Raw genomic sequence first — 16,034 nt, 5'->3', positions numbered from 1 at the left:
GGGCACGGGTGGGTAGTGTGAGGTGCGGACTGCATTCAGGTTCGCCTGCTTCATCATGGTGAGGTCACGCTCTGTTAGCTCCTCGGTGACGGCGCGACCCATCAAGGGGTGCTGGTCGTGATGGCAGGTTCCCTTGAACTTGACGGGCCTCCCGTTGATGAGCACCTCGGACCCTTTCACCTCGGTCTGACGGAAGCCGAACGGGATGTCGGTGTGTACCTCACCAGGACTCAGGGTGGCTCGAAGGGTGTACAGGTAGGGGTGCTCTGCATCCCACTTGCGAGGTGCGCGAACGGCAATGCGGAACGTGGCCTCTTCCCTGCCCCACGCTGTTAGCGCCAGGGGGACGGGCTCCTCGCCGGCCGCCACTCGATTGCCCACTGCATCGATCAGAGACATACTGACCATGGTGTTCGCCTGCTTGGCCGAGGCATTCGCTACGGCAACACGTGCAACCACGGTAGCATCTCGATAGTACTCGTCGAACTCCGTATGCGCTTCCATCAAGACGACATGCACATCCGGGACTCGGAACAGCGACACGCTGCGATAGATGCCCCCGAGCGGAAAGCTCGCGTAGTAGCTCATGCGGTCCAGTTCGTCCGAGCACGGTGTGTGTTCGGTTGCGCGCACTGCGATGAGGTTGTCTCCCTCACGCACCGATTCGGTGACATCTGCTTCGAAGGGTGTCGCTCCACCGTCGTGTCTAGCGACGAGGGTTCCATTGATCCATACTTCCGCGCCACTATACACACCTTCGAATCTGAGTTTGAGTCGCCCCTCGCCGTCTGGTGCACGAAAACGCCTTCGGTACCCTCCGACACCGGTCTTCGAGCTAAACCCCTTCATTACCCAGTGGGAGGGGGTCTCTAAGTCAGTCCAGTTCGAATCCTCGAACGATGCCTCCCAAAACCCGTCGGGAGGATCGGGACAGAATCGCCACGTACCGTCGAGGGTGGTAACGCCGGTGGCGGGAATCGGCGTCAGGCCGTATTGGAAATCCAGAGAGTCTACAGACTGCCTGCGGGTGACGCCCATCGTCTCCACGGAAACGCTGACATCGCCACTGAGGGTATATGGCATGGGCGCGGTAAAGATGCCGTGCTCGTCGGCAGTGGCTTCGCTATGCCAGGTCCCCCCCTCGCTGCCGCCGGCAAGAGTGACCTTGGCACCAGGCACAGGCATCGCGCCGAGCGAGTCGGAAACAACGCCGATGAAGTTACCACGCAGGTCTGAGGCCAGGTATGCCTGGACCGGGATCGCCATCGGGTCCGAGAAGACCTGCACCTCGGTAAAGCTAGGGCCATGCGTGATGTTGGCGATGCGAAGCTTGCGAGTGGCTACCGGCTCGCACCGGATCACTACCACGCGCGGCAGACTGTGGCCCTCGCGTCCCGCGTGGCGAAGCGTACGCCATGCGCCGCGCTCAGCGTCCCATGCCTGCAGGTCTAGCTCCCACACATACCGGTCGTATTGGTGGATGACCACCTCTGCGACCGTAACGTCGGCGGGCCACTCGAGCTGGTACCACACGCCTTCGTTATGTCCAGGAATGGCGGACCAGCGCGACTCCATCACACCGTCGTTCGCCTTGTCGGGTGTCAGATCCGAATAGGACTCGGATGCACTCGCTTTGGCCGAGCGCGCGAGGTTCTCTTGTGCAGAAGCGGCGCACATAGTGATGACTCCTCCTAGTATGAGCAGTAATAGTCTCCCTGTCACTGCCGCCTCCTGTTTCGTCCCCAGTTCACCAGCGATGCGAGCGGTCGGCTGCCTTCGACGTCAATTCCAGCGCCAGCTTTCGGCGCCGAAGCCACGCATACACCCAGAGTGCGATACCACCCAAGAACCCGACGTCGTACGCCATCTGGTGGGCCCACCAATCCGCCATGAATGCTGCGTGCTTCTCCACCGGCAGTTGCGTCGCCACCCACTCTGGCGGCCACGCCCACCCGTTCTTGCTGGCGATATACCCTGCCACCCCAGCCACCAACGCACCAATCGCGACTGCGACCATCAGCCAAGCGATGGGTCGGACGAGGTCCGCAGCATTCAGCTCCGGCCGCGACCCGAGGCGCGACACCATAACGAGCGGGGCTCCCAGCAACACGCCGACCCACCAGGTAGCGATCACCCCCCACACGAGACCTACCAGCGTGGGAGAATCCGAGACGATGACCGGCGGGTGGAACACGGTGAAGTACTCGATGCAGATGCGCGAAGTGATCTGATCCTGCACCAGGCCGTAGACGACCGACGCCAACACGCAGACACCGACGATCTTCAGACCCTCCATACGAGGCCAGCGATTCCCGCTCTACGCCCGAGGTCCTTCCGACCGACTCCGAGCCTACGGGTGCTCCTCGTGCTGGGTGTCGCTCTCGCCCTGCGGCCCGATCCAGCCGCGCCGCCAGAAGAACACTACCATCAGCAACGCGATGAGCATCATCAGGCTGAGCGCGAACAGGTAGCCGAAAGGCCAGTCGAGCTCGGGCATGTTCCACGGCGAGCGCTCGGTGTTGAAGTTCATTCCGTAGATGCCCGTGACGAAGGTGAGCGGAATAAACACGGTGGCGATGATAGTGAGTACCTTCATCACCTCGTTCAGACGGTTGCTCACGGCGGAGACGTACAGGTCCATCAGGTCGGCGCACACCTCGCGGCTCAGCTCCACGATCTCCATCAGCCGCACGATGTGGTCGTAGCAGTCGCGCAGATAGACCCGCACGCCGTCCGAAGTGAGCGAAGAAGTGTCGCGGATGAGAGCGTTGACCGCCTCTCGAAGCGGCCAAACCGCGCGGCGCAGGGTGAGCAGCTCGCGCTTCACTCCGTACACCTGCGCCATCGTGTGCTCGTCCGGTCGGGTCAGGATGTGCGACTCCACCACGTCGAGTCGCTCGCCCAGATCTTCGAGGGGTGGAAAGTAGGCATCCACGACTGCGTCCAAGATGCAGTACATTAGATAGTCGGTCCCACGGCCGAGGATGCCGGGCTCGCGGGCTGCGATGCGTTTGCGGATGGGGTCGAAGCAGTCCTGGGCGTCCTCCTGGAACGTGACCAGGTAGCCGTCACCGAGGAACAGGCAGAGCTGTTCGGTGCGCAGGCTCTCGCCGCCGTGCACGGCACGCACCACCAGAAAGCGATAGCTCTCGAAATCCTCCAGCTTCGGCCGCTGGTGTGGGTTGAGCACGTCCTCCAGGGCGAGCACGTGCAGGCCGAACTGCTCGCCGATGCCGCGGATGAGATCTACGTCGCCCAAGCCGACGACGTCCACCCACACGTTCGGCCACTCGTCGCGGTAGCGCCGAACCGCTTGTGGATCGGTTCCCGATCGATCCACGCAGCCTTGTGGGCCGTAGGCGATAACCCTTAGCGTGGTGGCGCGCGCCGTCGGATCGGCAATCAGCGTCCCCGGTGCCGTACCGACAGGCAGACGGCGATGGGCCGGGTTCTCTCGTCTACGGCGCCTTTTGCTGCTCACTCTGTCCTCCTATTCTCAGTCCGAAGTTCGCCGTCCGCGCGTCGCTTCTTGCCGCAGACCGTGGCCGGGCTCCTTGCACCCTCGCTAGCCTATCCGATACACTCTCGTTCTTGTATGCCGATGACCCACCAGGAGTCTCTTGCCCGATGCTAGACCCGTCAACCTCCGTCAAGACCATCTTGCGTATGGAACCCGGCCGCCGCGTCGTCGCGCACGGCTGGGTACGTACCCGGCGCGACTCGGCGAATGTGTCGTTCGCCGAGCTGAACGACGGGAGCTGCATGAGCAACCTGCAGTTGGTAGTAGATGCCGGAGTACTGCCCGACGATCTGCTCGCGAAGGTCACGACGGGCGCATGCATCCGCGCAGAGGGAGAGCTCGTGGAATCGCCCGCCGCAGGCCAGGCCGTGGAGCTGCGTGTCTCAGCCGTCGAGCTGTTCGGCGAAGCGGAGCCTGCGACGTATCCACTACAGAAAAAGCGGCACTCGTTCGAGTACCTGCGCGAGATCGCGCACCTTCGGACGCGGTCGAACACATTCGGCGCCGTGTTCCGGGTGCGGCACGCACTCGCCTATGCCATCCATCGGTTCTTCCACGAGCGGGGGTTTCTCTGGGTCCACACGCCCATCATAACTGCCTCGGACTGCGAAGGGGCGGGCGCGATGTTCGGCGTGACGACGCTAGACTTGATGAACCTGCCGCGAACGCCGGAAGGCTCCGTGGACTACTCGCAAGACTTCTTCGGCAAGCCCACCTTTCTGACGGTAAGCGGGCAGTTGGAGGCCGAGATCTTCGCACTCGCCTTCTCGAACTGCTACACCTTCGGCCCCACCTTCCGTGCAGAGAACTCGAACACACCTCGCCACCTAGCCGAGTTCTGGATGATCGAGCCGGAGATGGCATTCTGCGACTTGGCAGGCGATGCCGACCTGGCCGAGGAGTTCCTGAAGTACTTGATCTCCTACGCGCTAGAGCACTGCCGGGAAGACTTGGAGTTCTTTACCAAGCGGATTGACGAGAGCGTGCTGCCGACCCTAGAGCACGTGGTCGGGTCGTCGTTCGAGAGGATCAGCTATACGGAAGCGGTCGAGCTGCTGGAGAAGGCCGACCGACCGTTCGAGTTCCCCGTGTTTTGGGGTATGGACATCCAGACGGAGCACGAGCGCTATCTGACCGAGGAGTTGTTCCAGCGTCCCGTTACGGTGGTGGATTACCCGAAGAGCATTAAGGCCTTCTATATGCGTCGGAACGACGACGGGAAGACCGTTGCGGCGATGGACATCCTGTTTCCGCGCATCGGTGAGATCGTCGGAGGTAGCCAAAGAGAGGAGCGACACGATGTGCTGCTCCAGGCGATTCGCGAGCACGGCCTCCCGGAAGAGCCCTATTGGTGGTATCTGGAGCTGCGTAAGTTCGGCACGGTGCCGCACGCGGGATTCGGGCTCGGCTTCGAGCGGATGGTAATGTTCGTTACGGGCATGAAGAACATCCGTGACGTGATCCCCTTCCCGCGGGCGCCTTTGCAGGCGGAGTTCTGACGAGGTAAGCCGACCGGTCCGACTATGCGGACGTGTCAGCCTAGTCGGGCTATCTGCGGCTACGATGAACTTCCCGGCAGCTGCATCCGTCCTACATATAGCTGGCCCTGCTAGCGGGTGCCAGAGAGTTGGGCATGGGTGCACCCGTTTCGGGTACACCCATTTGGGCGAAGGCCCTACAATCTTTATTGGCCGAAGTGCAGCCCCAATACGATGGATCAGCTTTCGGGCGGAGGTATATCCTTGAACGCAGACACTCGCAGGGGTTTCACCCTAATCGAGCTTCTCGTCGTTATCGCAATCATCGCGATTCTTGCAGCGATTCTGTTCCCCGTTTTCGCCCGCGCTCGCGAGCAGGCAGCCGCCACGCAGTGCCTGAGCAACTGCAATCAGGAGATCAAGGCATTCCTGATGTACACGGGCGACAACAACAACTCGGCCGTCCTTACGTACTTCCCAGGCACGAATGCCAACGACGTAGCACCGGGTTGTATGCGTCCGAGCAAGCCGGGCTTACCCGACCAGCCGTGCACGCCTCAGACCCCGGGCTGGCCTTGGCTGCTGGAGAAGTACCGCAAGAGTTATGACGTGCTCCGTTGTCCCACCGCAGGCGACCCGTTCGGCATCTATGGGGCGAACTCACCGTACAATTGGTGGTTCAACTGGAGTCGGTTCGCCCAGCACGGGTATAACTGGGTCTACTTTGCGCCCTCGGCCCACCCCAGCTACCCAGGGTTCACGTTGGGCCTGCAGGTGCCTCAGAGGCTCACGAAGTTCCAGGCGCCAGCGGACACGATTGTCTTCGTGGACAGCAGAGTCTGGATAACCGATGAGCAGCGGTACAAGGCCGGCTATATCGTGAGCGATCCGCCCACCGCGGCAAACGCGATCGGCGGCATCTGGTGGTTCGGCGGCTGGAATAGCGTGTCACCCGATCCGCGCCACTCGAACGGGATCAACACCGTGTTGCTCGATGGTCACACGAAGAAGTTCCGGATTGAGGCAATCGCTGACGACGCCCGCTGGGACTACCGGGCGGACTAGGCGCTAGATTTAGTGCCTCCATCCGCGTCGGATGAAGGCTCTGGAAAATGCAGGAGGCGCATAACGGTGATTCGTAACGCACTACTTCTTGCTCTGGCGGTACTGGTCGCTCTGGTGATGGTAGGCTGTAGCGAGCAGAAGGACTACAGCAAGACCCCGCTGCAGCCAAAGGGCGAGCCGAACCCCGACTTGCCAGTCGCGTCGCCCGGAGGTGCCGCAGGTGGCGCCGGAGGCGGTGGAGCAGCAGGCGGCGAGGGCCAGTAGAGCCGCGTTCTCATCAGCCAGGCCCGCCCTCCTGGGCGGGCCCTACCTGCTCCGCGGGAGTCCGGCAACGCTTCAGCCGCCAGCCCCGGTGATGCGATTCCAATGCTGTTGCGCTATTTTCCATGCCTAGACGTTTCCATGCATCAATACTGCTTAGATTCCATGCTTAGACGTTTCGGCTCCCGTCTACCGCAAAGCTCTGGCCCGTAGCCGACGCTGGCAGCCGAACGTCGAGGCTCCTGAGAGCGCCCCGGCGCGGTCCCTGGGACGGCAGTAGGTGTGAGCTTCAGCGCCACCGACCGGGAACGCGGGCCAGGGCATGGATTCTGGCAGCGTCCACGTCAAGGCCCTCAACTCCGAACTGCCGGCGGCTAAGCTGTCATTCCGAGCGCAGCGAGGAATCTCTTTCTCCACTGCCACCAGCCGCAAGTTACTCGGTCCGGTCATCCGGATCGCAGCGTGCGTGCACTGGGGGCAGAGCGACGGAGGTGGGCCAGGGCATTGAGGTATTAGATTCCCGCCTGCGCGGGAATGACGAAGGCTACGGGCGTACGCTCGTTACTGTAATTCCCGCGCAGGCGGGAATCGAGGCGGTTGCTCCGAGCCTCGACGTTCGGCTGTTGGGGTCGTCCGTGGGCGGAAGCTTGGCGGCAGCCGAACGTGGAGGCAGGGACCGCGTTGGTCCCCAGGGTCGGGGGAAAATCCGGGCGTTTCGGTATACGCCCGTGTACCTTGACAAAGGCGCGGATTTCGCTATACTTGGGCGGTATGCGATTGCCGCTGTGGATTCTCGCCTTGCCGTTGGGACTCGGCGCCGCCGGATGCGACCGCCTGGGGCCCGTGGACAGCGACTCGGATAAGGGCAAGCTCAAGATCGAGCAGCCGGGGGAGTCCCCCGACACCGACCGCAAGGGCGACGTGAAAGGTCATCCCTCGGCCGTTGGCGGCGGCATTATCTACGACGACGGCTTGTAGCACCATCTGCCTTCTTGCAGGGAGTGGCAGAGATGGAACGAGGCCGTCCGGCAGTTGTGCCGGACGGCCTCGGGGTTCGGCTGATTGGCTTCGCTTGGCCGCCTCTGCCCTCTCCACTGCGAGAGGATGGGGCAGTGCTATCCGCCATGCAGTGCTATCCGTCATGCTGAGCCTGTCGAAGCATGACGACCGGGCGCGGCGCTCACTGTCACTGACCCATCCCCTACGAGTGGCGAGGGATAGAAGAAGAAGAACGAGGCCGTCCGGCAGTCGTGCCGGACGGCCTCGGGGTTCACTCTAGAGGCCTGCAGAAGTCTCCAACCCCTTACGCCCTGCGCCGCCTATGAGCGGCCAGAAGGCCGGCCAACCCGGCTCCCAGTGCTGCTAGCGACCCTGGCTCGGGCACCAGTCGCATCTGACCGCGAATCTCCCCACCAGGAAATGTCTGTGTGTGTACGTTGACGTACAAGTTCCCAGCTACGAGCTCTGCCAAATGGGTGGCGCTCAGGGTCCCGGCGCCCACGACCGGATTGGTCCAGACGCCGCCCGGTAGCAGGTTGAAGATGACGGGGCCGTTGACGCCCACGGGCGCATTGTGTATGTGAGCCGCGATGATTGTAGAAGTAAGCCCGTCGGCGGTCATCGAGTACGTGAAGTCGCCAGTGACCATGTTGATGTCGAAGAGGCCGTAGCCCGTTCCCGGGCTCGCGTTGGGCGGCACCTCCTCTAGGCCGGTCATGTTGACCTCCCACAGCGCCGCCAGTGCCGTGGTGGTGCAGACGGTTAGAGCCGCAAACGTGGCGGCAAGGACACGAACTGTCTTCATGCGTCGCTTCCTTTCTACGTGTAAGCGATTGGCTGAAACGCCTTGCCTAACCCCCAGCGTGGTGGAGTCAAGGGCTTGTCGGCATTCCTTTTAGTATTGCTAATTATACGCTGACTCTGGGCAACTCGACGGCAATTTTCGGGGCCGGATCACGAAAGCTACTGGCAGGTACCATAACGGCAACCACCGATTCGAAGGAGATTCAGATGGCAGAGCAGTTCCGCGCTCTTATCAATGGCGAGTGGGTCGCGTCCGGCACCCGAGGTACTTTCGAGAACATCAACCCGGCAGACAACAGCGACGTCGTCGGCACCTTTCCCAAGTGTGGGAGAGAAGAAGTGGAGGCCGCGGTGGCCTCGGCCAAGGAGGCGCAGAAAGCTTGGGCGCTGGTCCCCGCCCCACGGCGTGGCGAGATCATCAAGCGATGCGGGGACATCCTGGCCGAGCGCAAGGAAGACCTAGCCCGGCTGATGACACGAGAGATGGGCAAGATCCTAGCCGAAACACGCGGCGACGTTCAGGAGGCCATAGATACCGCCTACATGATGGCCGGCGAAGGACGGAGGATGTACGGCGACACTGTCCCATGCGAGCTACCGAACAAGTTCGGCATGAGCATTCGATGCCCCATCGGTGTTGCCGTGATGATCACTCCGTGGAATTTCCCGATGGCAATCCCCTCGTGGAAGATATTCCCTGCCCTCGTGTGCGGCAACACGGTGGTGCTGAAGCCGGCCACCGACACCCCGGCATCTTCCGCCCGCTTCGTCGAGGCCCTGTTGGACGCCGGTCTTCCACCGAAGTGCATCCACCTGGTGTACGGCAGCGGGCGTGACGTGGGCGAGACGCTTGCCACCCATCCGGATGTCGGGGTGGTCTCGTTCACGGGATCTTCGGAAGTAGGCAAGCGCCTTGCCGCGGTGTGTGGCGAGCGGCTGAAGCGTCTATCGCTGGAACTGGGCGGCAAGAACCCTCAGATCGTGATGGAGGACGCGAATCTCGAGCTCGCCGTAGAGGGTGCTCTGTGGGGCGCGTTCGGCACCACGGGGCAGCGATGCACGGCGACATCACGCCTCATCGTGCATCGAGACGTGAGGGAGGAGTTCACCTCGATGCTGGTTGCTCGAGCCAAGGAACTGAAGATCGGCAACGGGTTGGACGACAGCGTACAGATGGGCCCATGCATCAATGCCGCCCAGCGAGATTCGGTGCACGGCTACGTCGAGATAGGTAAAGCCGAGGGCGCGAGGATGCTGTGCGGTGGGCACGCGTTGACGGATGGGGAGTATGCCAAGGGTTCGTTCTATGCGCCAACGGTGTTTGCCGACGTGACCCCCAAAATGCGCATTTTTCAGGAGGAGATATTCGGGCCCGTTGTGGGAATTACCGAAGTATCGTCTTTCGAAGAGGCGATTGCGGTGGCGAACGACTGTACCTACGGGTTGTCTAGCTCTATCTACACCCGTGACGTAAATCGTGCGTTCCGCGCCATGCGAGACATCCAAGCAGGCATCACCTACATCAATGGCCCGACCATCGGGGCCGAAGTCGGGTTGCCGTTCGGCGGGGTCAAAAACACCGGCAACGGGCACAGAGAGTCGGGGCACCAGGTACTGGACATCTTCACCGAGTGGAAGTCGGTGTACGTGGACTTTTCTGGTCGGCTGCAGCGCGCGCAGATCGACACGGAGGCACTCAGCGGCTAGTCCTTATTGGAACCTCTGCCGAGCCGCAAGCTCTCGCTGGCGTTTGACTATACGATGAGCAGCGAGGGGCGTGCCGCGGATCGTGTGCTGCTGACGGGAGCCACAGGCTACGTCGGCGGCAGGCTTCTGCGCGTCCTGGAGAGTCGGGGGTATCGAGTGCGCTGCATGGCGCGCAATCCGCATCCTTTGGCATCACGTGTGGGGCCGGACACCGAAGTGGTGCAGGGTGACGTGACGGACCCAGCGTCCCTACGTGGCGCGATGCGTGGGGTCTTCGCCGCGTATTATCTCGTCCACTCGATGGGTTCCTCCGGGAGGTTCGACGAGGAGGACCGCGAGGGTGCTAGAGCCTTCGGCTTGGCGGCCGCGGAAGCGGGGGTTGGTCGGATCATCTACCTCGGAGGCCTTGGGAGAGGGGATAGTCTTTCGCCTCACCTGGCCAGCAGACAGGAAGTTGGGAAGATCTTGCGTGAAAGCGGAGTCCCAACCATCGAGTTTCGCGCTTCGGTGATCATTGGCTCGGGCAGCCTTTCATTCGAGATGGTTCGTTCCCTCGTAGAGTCGCTTCCCGTGATGGTCACGCCTCGCTGGGTGCTGACACCGACGCAACCAATCGCCGTGGAGGACGTCATCGAGTATCTGGCAGCGGCGGTGCACGTGCCCCTGGACGGGAGTCGCGTTTTCGAGATCGGTGGACCCGACCGCGTGAGCTATCTCGATCTCCTGCGCGAATATGCGAGACAGCGGGGTCTGAAGCGGTTGATTCTGCCGGTGCCCGTGCTGACACCGTGGCTTTCCAGTCTGTGGCTCGGTTTGGTAACACCGCTGTACGCAAGGGTCGGAAGGAAGCTGATTGATAGCGTGCGCAACGAGACCGTCGTGACGGACGACAGCGCTCTGGAAGCGTTTGCGATTAGGCCACGTGGATTCCGAGAGGCAATCGAGCGAGCGCTCGCGAACGAGGACCGTGAGTACGCCGAGACGCGCTGGTCGGACGCTCTTTCGTCCGCCGGGAGACCTCGAAGCTGGGGAGGAGTGCGATTCGGACCACGGATTGTGGACTCGCGGGTGCGGCTGGTGCGAGTGCCGCCGGAGCAAGCGTTCGAGCCTATTCAGCGGATCGGAGGGGCAAACGGTTGGTACTACGGTGACTGGCTGTGGCGGTTGCGCGGCGCGCTAGACCTGCTGGTCGGGGGACCGGGCATGCGAAGAGGCCGAAGGCACCCCGAAGAGATTTCTCCGGGCGAGCCGCTGGACTTTTGGACAGTGGAGGCCTTCGAGAGGAACCATCTCCTGCGCTTGGTGGCCGGTATGAAGGTGCCCGGTCGCGCTTGGCTTCAGTTCGAAGTGATACCGGCGAACGGGGGCTCGCAGATTCGGCAGACTGCCGTTTTCGATCCAGCAGGGGTTAGCGGAAGGCTGTACTGGTACCTCCTGTACCCCATCCATGCCGCCATCTTCGGGGGAATGCTGCGGGAAATCGCTCGGCGGGCGGAGAGGGAAAACGGCAAATGACTTCGGTAGTCTGGTTTCGGACCGATTTGCGCCTTTCCGACAATCCTGCGCTCGCACAGGCAGCTTCTTCCGGTGCCGTAGTACCTCTGTTCGTCTGGTCGCCCGAAGACGAAGGGGAGTGGCCAATGGGTGCGGCGAGTCGGTGGTGGTTGCACCACTCGCTAGTTTCACTGGACGCGGAGCTGAGGCATCGGGGCTCCCATCTCGTCATTCGCCGTGGGCGCGCTGCCCAGGTCATTCCGGGAGTTGTCAGAGAGGTCGGGGCCAACGCTCTGATCTTCTCCAGGCGGTATGAACCTACCGCGCGCGAAGTGGAAGCAGATGTCGTTGCTGCCGTGGAGCAGCTCGGGGTGCACACAAGTGTGCACGGTAGTTCCCTGCTGCACGAGCCGTGGGAGATTGCGACTGCCGACGGCAAGCCGTATCAGGTGTTCACGCCCTTCTGGAAAGCGTGCCTTGCCGCTCCCGAGCCGCCGCGTCCGACGGCGGGGCCGACGTCGCTCGATGCGCCCGGTACCTGGCCGACGTCGCTCACCGTGGAAGACTTGGGGCTTCTGCCAGAAGTGGATTGGGCTGCAGGCCTGAGGGAAATGTGGGAGCCTGGAGAAGCAGGGGCGAGAAAACTGCTGGAGCGGTTCGCTGGTGGGCCGGTGGACCGCTACGCAACGGACCGGAACCGCCCTGACATCCCGGGGACTTCTAGGCTTTCCCCGCATCTGCACTTCGGGGAGATTTCGACGCGAGAGGTGTGGCATGCGTGCCGGCGCTCCTCGGTATATGCTTCGGAGTTGGGGTGGCGGGAGTTTGCCCACCACTTGCTCTGGCACTTCCCCCACACACCGACAGAGCCGCTGCGCGAGCAGTTTCGCGATTTCCCCTGGGTGAAGGATCCAGATGCGTTTCATCGGTGGACGAAGGGGCTGACCGGCTATCCGTTCGTGGACGCAGGGATGCGAGAGCTGTGGTACACGGGGTGGATGCACAACAGGACCAGGATGGTCGTAGCATCCTTCCTGGTGAAGGATCTACTAATCCCGTGGCAGCAGGGTGCGAGGTGGTTTTGGGACACACTGGTGGACGCCGACTTGGCCAACAATACACTCGGCTGGCAGTGGGCAGCAGGTTGTGGGGCGGACGCTGCGCCTTACTTTCGCATCTTCAATCCAGTGATGCAGGGGAAGAAGTTCGACCCGAAGGGCGACTATGTCCGGAGGTGGGTCCCTGAGCTTTCCGCAATCCCATCCAGCGAGATCCACGAACCGCGTCACTCGCTCGATGGCATGGCAAGCGGCTACCCAGCGCCCATCGTGGATCACGCCGCAGCAAGGCAACGGGCGCTCGCGGCGTTCGAGGGGCTTCGCCGTTCGTGAGCGAGCTGCTGCAGTTCTCTACCACGCTGGCAGCCCCTAGGGAGTTCGCCTTCGAGTGGCACGAGCGACCGGGGGCGTTCGATAGGCTGAGTCCGCCTTGGGACAAAGTGCGGTTGGTCGAGAGCCATGGTGGCATCCGGGACGGAAGCAGGGCGACGCTAGAGGTGCCAATCGGGCCATTTCGAATCCACTGGCTGGCGGAGCACCGTGGATACGAACACGGCCGGTCGTTCGATGACTTCCAGCTTCGTGGGCCGTTCGCCCAGTGGCTTCATCGGAGGCGTTTCGAGGACGAGGGGCCAGGCTGCAGACTGGATGAGACCCTGGAGTACCGGCTGCCGTTCGGGTTGCTGGGTCGGATGCTGGCCGGGCGGTCGGTGAGAACGAGGGTGCAACGGGTGTTTCGGTACCGATCGCGGGTACTACAGTGGGACGTGGAAGCACACTATGGGGCTAGGAATACCGGGCCGATGCGCGTGCTGATCTCGGGCGCTGGAGGCTTGGTCGGCAGCCACCTTCGACCGTTTCTCAGCACGGGTGGTCACCACGTGGCTTCGCTGGTACGCAGGGCCCCGCAGACGGACTCCGAGATTCGCTGGGACCCGGCGCGGGGAGACCTCGATCCTTCTTTGCTGGAAGGTTTCGACGCGGTGATCCATCTGGCGGGTGAGAGCATCGAGGGAAGGTGGACTTCGGAGAAGAAGGCCGCAATTCTGAAGAGCCGAGTGGACTCCACCCGTCTGTTGGCAGAGGCACTCGCCAGGCTGACGAAACCTCCTGTCACGTTGATCTCGGCATCGGCAATCGGCTTCTATGGCGATCGCGGCGACACGGAGCTAACGGAAGAGTCGGCGCGAGGTAGCGGCTTTTTACCGGACGTAGTTGCTGCTTGGGAGGAAGCAGCTTCGGCTGCGCGCGAAGCCGGCATCCGCGTCGTGCATCCACGATTCGGGGTCATACTCTCCCCAAAGGGTGGTGCGCTCAGGCGTCTCTTGCCTTTGGCTCTGGTCGGCGCGTCAGGAATCATCGGTTCCGGAAAACAGTTCGTCAGTTGGGTCGCGATGGATGATGTTCTTCATTCTCTGCTCCACGTACTTCTGAATCGTGACCTCAGCGGCCCGGTCAACGTGGTGTCACCGGAGCCTGTGTGTCAGCGCGACTTCGCACGTTCGCTGGCGGCCGCCGTTGGCCGTCCGGCACTGATCCCGACTCCGGCGCTGGTGGTTCGGATGGCAATGGGAAGAGAAGCGGCCGACGCCCTGGTGTTGGCGAGCCAGCGGGTGGTGCCAGCGAAGCTGTTGGGTTCAGGGTTCTCATTCAGGCTACCGCGTTTAGCGGATGCACTCAATCATCTACTTGGCCGTAGAGGTTAGTGGGAGGTCCGGTGCGATGATGTTTTGGTTTGCGGTTCTGACAGCGTTAGGTACGCAGCAGGAGGCCACGGTCACACGGATGGACCTTGCGCGTTGCCTGTTGAGGCTGGAGCGTGCGATGGTGCTGGCGCCCCTTGCGGCGGACAAGGTTGCCGAGGCGAACGTCGCATTCGATCGCGCAACGCTTGCGTTCTTCGCCGGAAGCTTCCAGCAGGCCATCGAGCAGATCGACCGCCTGACCGGCTCACTCGATCCGGGCTTCGGCAGTCCAGGTGCTCGGGTCGCCGCATCCGTCCGTTGGAAGCTGGTGCCGCCCTTTGCACCGGCGAATCAGCAGGTCGCATTGGAGCTGAAGTGCAGCCCTATCTACGCGCTGGCCGACACGGCCGGCGAGACGAAGCTAACGGTGAAGCTGATCGATCCGACGGGTGCCGAACAGAAGGAGTACCCCGTCACGGTGTCGGCCAACCGCACCACCTCGGCAGAGATCCTTCTGCCAGAGAAGGGCCTCGATGTGGGCACCTACACGCTGGCGCTATGGTCCGACGACGCGGACACTGCCGTTAGTCTGCGGCTACCCGTTTTACCGAGTGCACCCGAGCAGGCCGGGTCCGAAGCGACAGCGAGGCTTCGAGCGATCACCAAAACCGACCCGAAACTGACTGACGCGATGGCGTCCTGCCTTGCTCGGGCCAGGGTAATGACCTCGCCATTCGACACGGAGCACGAGCTGTGCACCGATCTCCCTGCGATGATGTCCGACCTCGCGATGGAGGTCGCCAAACTGGAGGCGGGCACCAACCCCTACGTAGGCAAGACGGGCGACACGTGGAGGGTGCGGACGGTCTCCGGCAAGGAGGCGCCGTTTCGCGTGTACGCGCCTCCCGCGGCACCTGGTGGGGGCCCACGACCGTTGGTCGTCGCCTTCCATGGCGCGGGCGGCGATGAGCATATGTTCTTCAACTCGTATGGCTCGGGCATGCTTCGAGTACTCGCGCAGAAGCACGGCTTCGTAGTGGTGACGCCTCGGACCACGGACTACCTGGGCAAGCCGGCGGAGGTTCGCAAGCTGGTCGAGTTGGTATCGGCGGAGCAAGGCATAGACCGGACTCGCGTCTACGTACTGGGACACTCCTTAGGGGGCGGGTTGGCGTCGCAGCTCGCAACCGAGATGTCGGATGTTTTCGCGGCGGCGTGCTGCCTTGCGTCGGCTTTCGGGATGCCGAAGGGTGATGTGAAGAAGGCCGCGCCGACCCTGGTTATCACCGGCCAGAAGGACGCGGTCGTGCCGGCTGCCGGCGTGAAGGCACTCGTGGAGAAGGTGCAGCAGGCCAGCCTTCCGGTCGAGCTGGTGAGCGTTGACGGCTACGGGCACACGTTGCTGGTGGGCGCGCAACTGCCTTTCGCGGTCGAGTGGCTGCTAGGGCATCGACTGACAGGCAAGTAGGTTGGGTTGCGAACCAGGCGCGGTGGGCTGCCACGTCTGCACCCCAAGGGGAGACCATCCATGTCGTGGCCCGAGATCGCATCATTCCGCCCGACGATTACACTGCGACTGTGCCGGTACAGTTACAGCCGTGGCATCGCCGTACCGGCGATGGGCTTGGAACCGTGGCATCGCCGTCCCGGCGATGAGCTTGGAACCGTGGCATCGCCGTCCCGGCGATGGGCCTGGAACCGTGGCATCGCCGTCCCGGCGATGGGTTTTGGACCGTGGCATCCCCATCCCGGCGATGAGCTTGGAACCGTGGCATCGCCGTCCCGGCGATGGACTTGGAACCGTGGCATCGCCGTCCCGGCGATGAGCTTGGAACCGTGGCATCCCCGTCCCGGCGATGAGCTTGGAACCGTGGCATCCCCATCCCGGCGATGAGCTTGGAACCGTGGCATCGCCGTCCCGGCGATGCCACGGTTCCAAGCTCATCGCCGGGATGGGGATGCC

12 protein-coding genes and 1 pseudogene are annotated in these 16,034 nt (G+C 62.7%); 9 read left to right on the top strand and 4 right to left on the bottom strand.

Annotated elements, in window-relative coordinates:
• The 3 genes from HRF45_08060 to corA all read right to left on the bottom strand — a co-directional run.
• A partial coding sequence (locus HRF45_08060; GenBank protein ID MEP0766476.1) for a hypothetical protein occupies nucleotides 1-1,722 on the bottom strand: 1,722 nt, incomplete at its 3' end.
• 25 nt (nucleotides 1,723-1,747) lie between these two features.
• Nucleotides 1,748-2,296 (bottom strand): hypothetical protein, encoded by a 549-nt coding sequence (locus HRF45_08055; protein ID MEP0766475.1) that lies wholly within the window; start codon nucleotides 2,294-2,296, stop codon nucleotides 1,748-1,750.
• A 54-nt stretch (nucleotides 2,297-2,350) separates the two neighbouring features.
• Complete coding sequence (corA, locus tag HRF45_08050) at nucleotides 2,351-3,481, bottom strand: magnesium/cobalt transporter CorA (GenBank protein MEP0766474.1); 1,131 nt, start codon at nucleotides 3,479-3,481, stop codon at nucleotides 2,351-2,353.
• A 146-nt stretch (nucleotides 3,482-3,627) separates the two neighbouring features.
• Between corA and asnS the strand changes: the two genes are divergently transcribed.
• The 4 genes and pseudogenes from asnS to HRF45_08030 all read left to right on the top strand — a co-directional run bounded on the left by asnS (nucleotide 3,628) and on the right by HRF45_08030 (nucleotide 7,302).
• Entirely contained in the window at nucleotides 3,628-5,019 is a 1,392-nt protein-coding gene (gene asnS / locus HRF45_08045; GenBank protein MEP0766473.1) for an asparagine--tRNA ligase, read from the top strand.
• 213 nt (nucleotides 5,020-5,232) lie between these two features.
• Nucleotides 5,233-5,403, top strand: a pseudogene (locus HRF45_08040) (prepilin-type N-terminal cleavage/methylation domain-containing protein).
• Nucleotides 5,404-6,129: 726 nt separating this feature from the next.
• Entirely contained in the window at nucleotides 6,130-6,327 is a 198-nt protein-coding gene (locus HRF45_08035) for a hypothetical protein (GenBank protein MEP0766472.1), read from the top strand.
• 759 nt (nucleotides 6,328-7,086) lie between these two features.
• A complete protein-coding gene (locus HRF45_08030) occupies nucleotides 7,087-7,302 on the top strand; it encodes a hypothetical protein (protein ID MEP0766471.1) in 216 nt (71 codons plus the stop codon).
• A 325-nt stretch (nucleotides 7,303-7,627) separates the two neighbouring features.
• Here the strand turns inward: HRF45_08030 and HRF45_08025 are convergent, their stop codons facing one another.
• The gene (locus HRF45_08025; protein MEP0766470.1) at nucleotides 7,628-8,128 is read right to left on the bottom strand and encodes a CHRD domain-containing protein; all 501 of its coding nucleotides are present in this window, start codon (nucleotides 8,126-8,128) and stop codon (nucleotides 7,628-7,630) included.
• Nucleotides 8,129-8,334: 206 nt separating this feature from the next.
• Here HRF45_08025 and HRF45_08020 point away from each other — a divergent pair, with 206 nt between their 5' ends.
• From HRF45_08020 to HRF45_08000, 5 genes are read left to right on the top strand one after another with little or no spacing between them, the layout of a single operon-like run.
• Nucleotides 8,335-9,834: an aldehyde dehydrogenase family protein gene (locus tag HRF45_08020; protein MEP0766469.1), complete on the top strand. Its 1,500-nt coding sequence runs from the start codon at nucleotides 8,335-8,337 to the stop codon at nucleotides 9,832-9,834.
• Nucleotides 9,835-9,888: 54 nt separating this feature from the next.
• Nucleotides 9,889-11,349, top strand: coding sequence for an SDR family oxidoreductase (locus HRF45_08015; protein ID MEP0766468.1), 1,461 nt, complete (start codon nucleotides 9,889-9,891; stop codon nucleotides 11,347-11,349).
• On the top strand, nucleotides 11,346-12,719 hold the full coding sequence (locus tag HRF45_08010; GenBank protein ID MEP0766467.1) for a deoxyribodipyrimidine photo-lyase: 1,374 nt from the start codon (nucleotides 11,346-11,348) through the stop codon (nucleotides 12,717-12,719). The genes HRF45_08015 and HRF45_08010 overlap by 4 nt, the downstream gene beginning before the upstream one ends.
• On the top strand, nucleotides 12,716-14,092 hold the full coding sequence (locus HRF45_08005; protein ID MEP0766466.1) for a TIGR01777 family protein: 1,377 nt from the start codon (nucleotides 12,716-12,718) through the stop codon (nucleotides 14,090-14,092). Before HRF45_08010 ends, HRF45_08005 begins: the two co-directional genes overlap by 4 nt.
• A gap of 16 nt (nucleotides 14,093-14,108) precedes the next feature.
• A complete protein-coding gene (locus HRF45_08000) occupies nucleotides 14,109-15,539 on the top strand; it encodes an alpha/beta fold hydrolase (GenBank protein MEP0766465.1) in 1,431 nt (476 codons plus the stop codon).
• Nucleotides 15,540-16,034: the final 495 nt, after the last annotated feature.

The sequence above is a fragment of the Fimbriimonadia bacterium genome (assembly GCA_039961735.1).
Lineage (GTDB): Bacteria > Armatimonadota > Fimbriimonadia > Fimbriimonadales > JABRVX01 > JABRVX01.
The sequence above is the reverse complement of the archived record's forward strand: the minus strand, read 5'-3'. Positions and strand labels throughout refer to the sequence as shown.

Coding starts and splice junctions, on each gene's coding strand:
- HRF45_08055 (MEP0766475.1), bottom strand. CDS start 2,296: ATGGAGGGTCTGAAGATCGTCGGTGTCTGCGTGTTGGCGTCGGTCGTC.
- asnS (MEP0766473.1), top strand. CDS start 3,628: ATGCTAGACCCGTCAACCTCCGTCAAGACCATCTTGCGTATGGAACCC.
- HRF45_08025 (MEP0766470.1), bottom strand. CDS start 8,128: ATGAAGACAGTTCGTGTCCTTGCCGCCACGTTTGCGGCTCTAACCGTC.
- HRF45_08020 (MEP0766469.1), top strand. CDS start 8,335: ATGGCAGAGCAGTTCCGCGCTCTTATCAATGGCGAGTGGGTCGCGTCC.
- HRF45_08015 (MEP0766468.1), top strand. CDS start 9,889: ATGAGCAGCGAGGGGCGTGCCGCGGATCGTGTGCTGCTGACGGGAGCC.
- HRF45_08010 (MEP0766467.1), top strand. CDS start 11,346: ATGACTTCGGTAGTCTGGTTTCGGACCGATTTGCGCCTTTCCGACAAT.
- HRF45_08000 (MEP0766465.1), top strand. CDS start 14,109: ATGATGTTTTGGTTTGCGGTTCTGACAGCGTTAGGTACGCAGCAGGAG.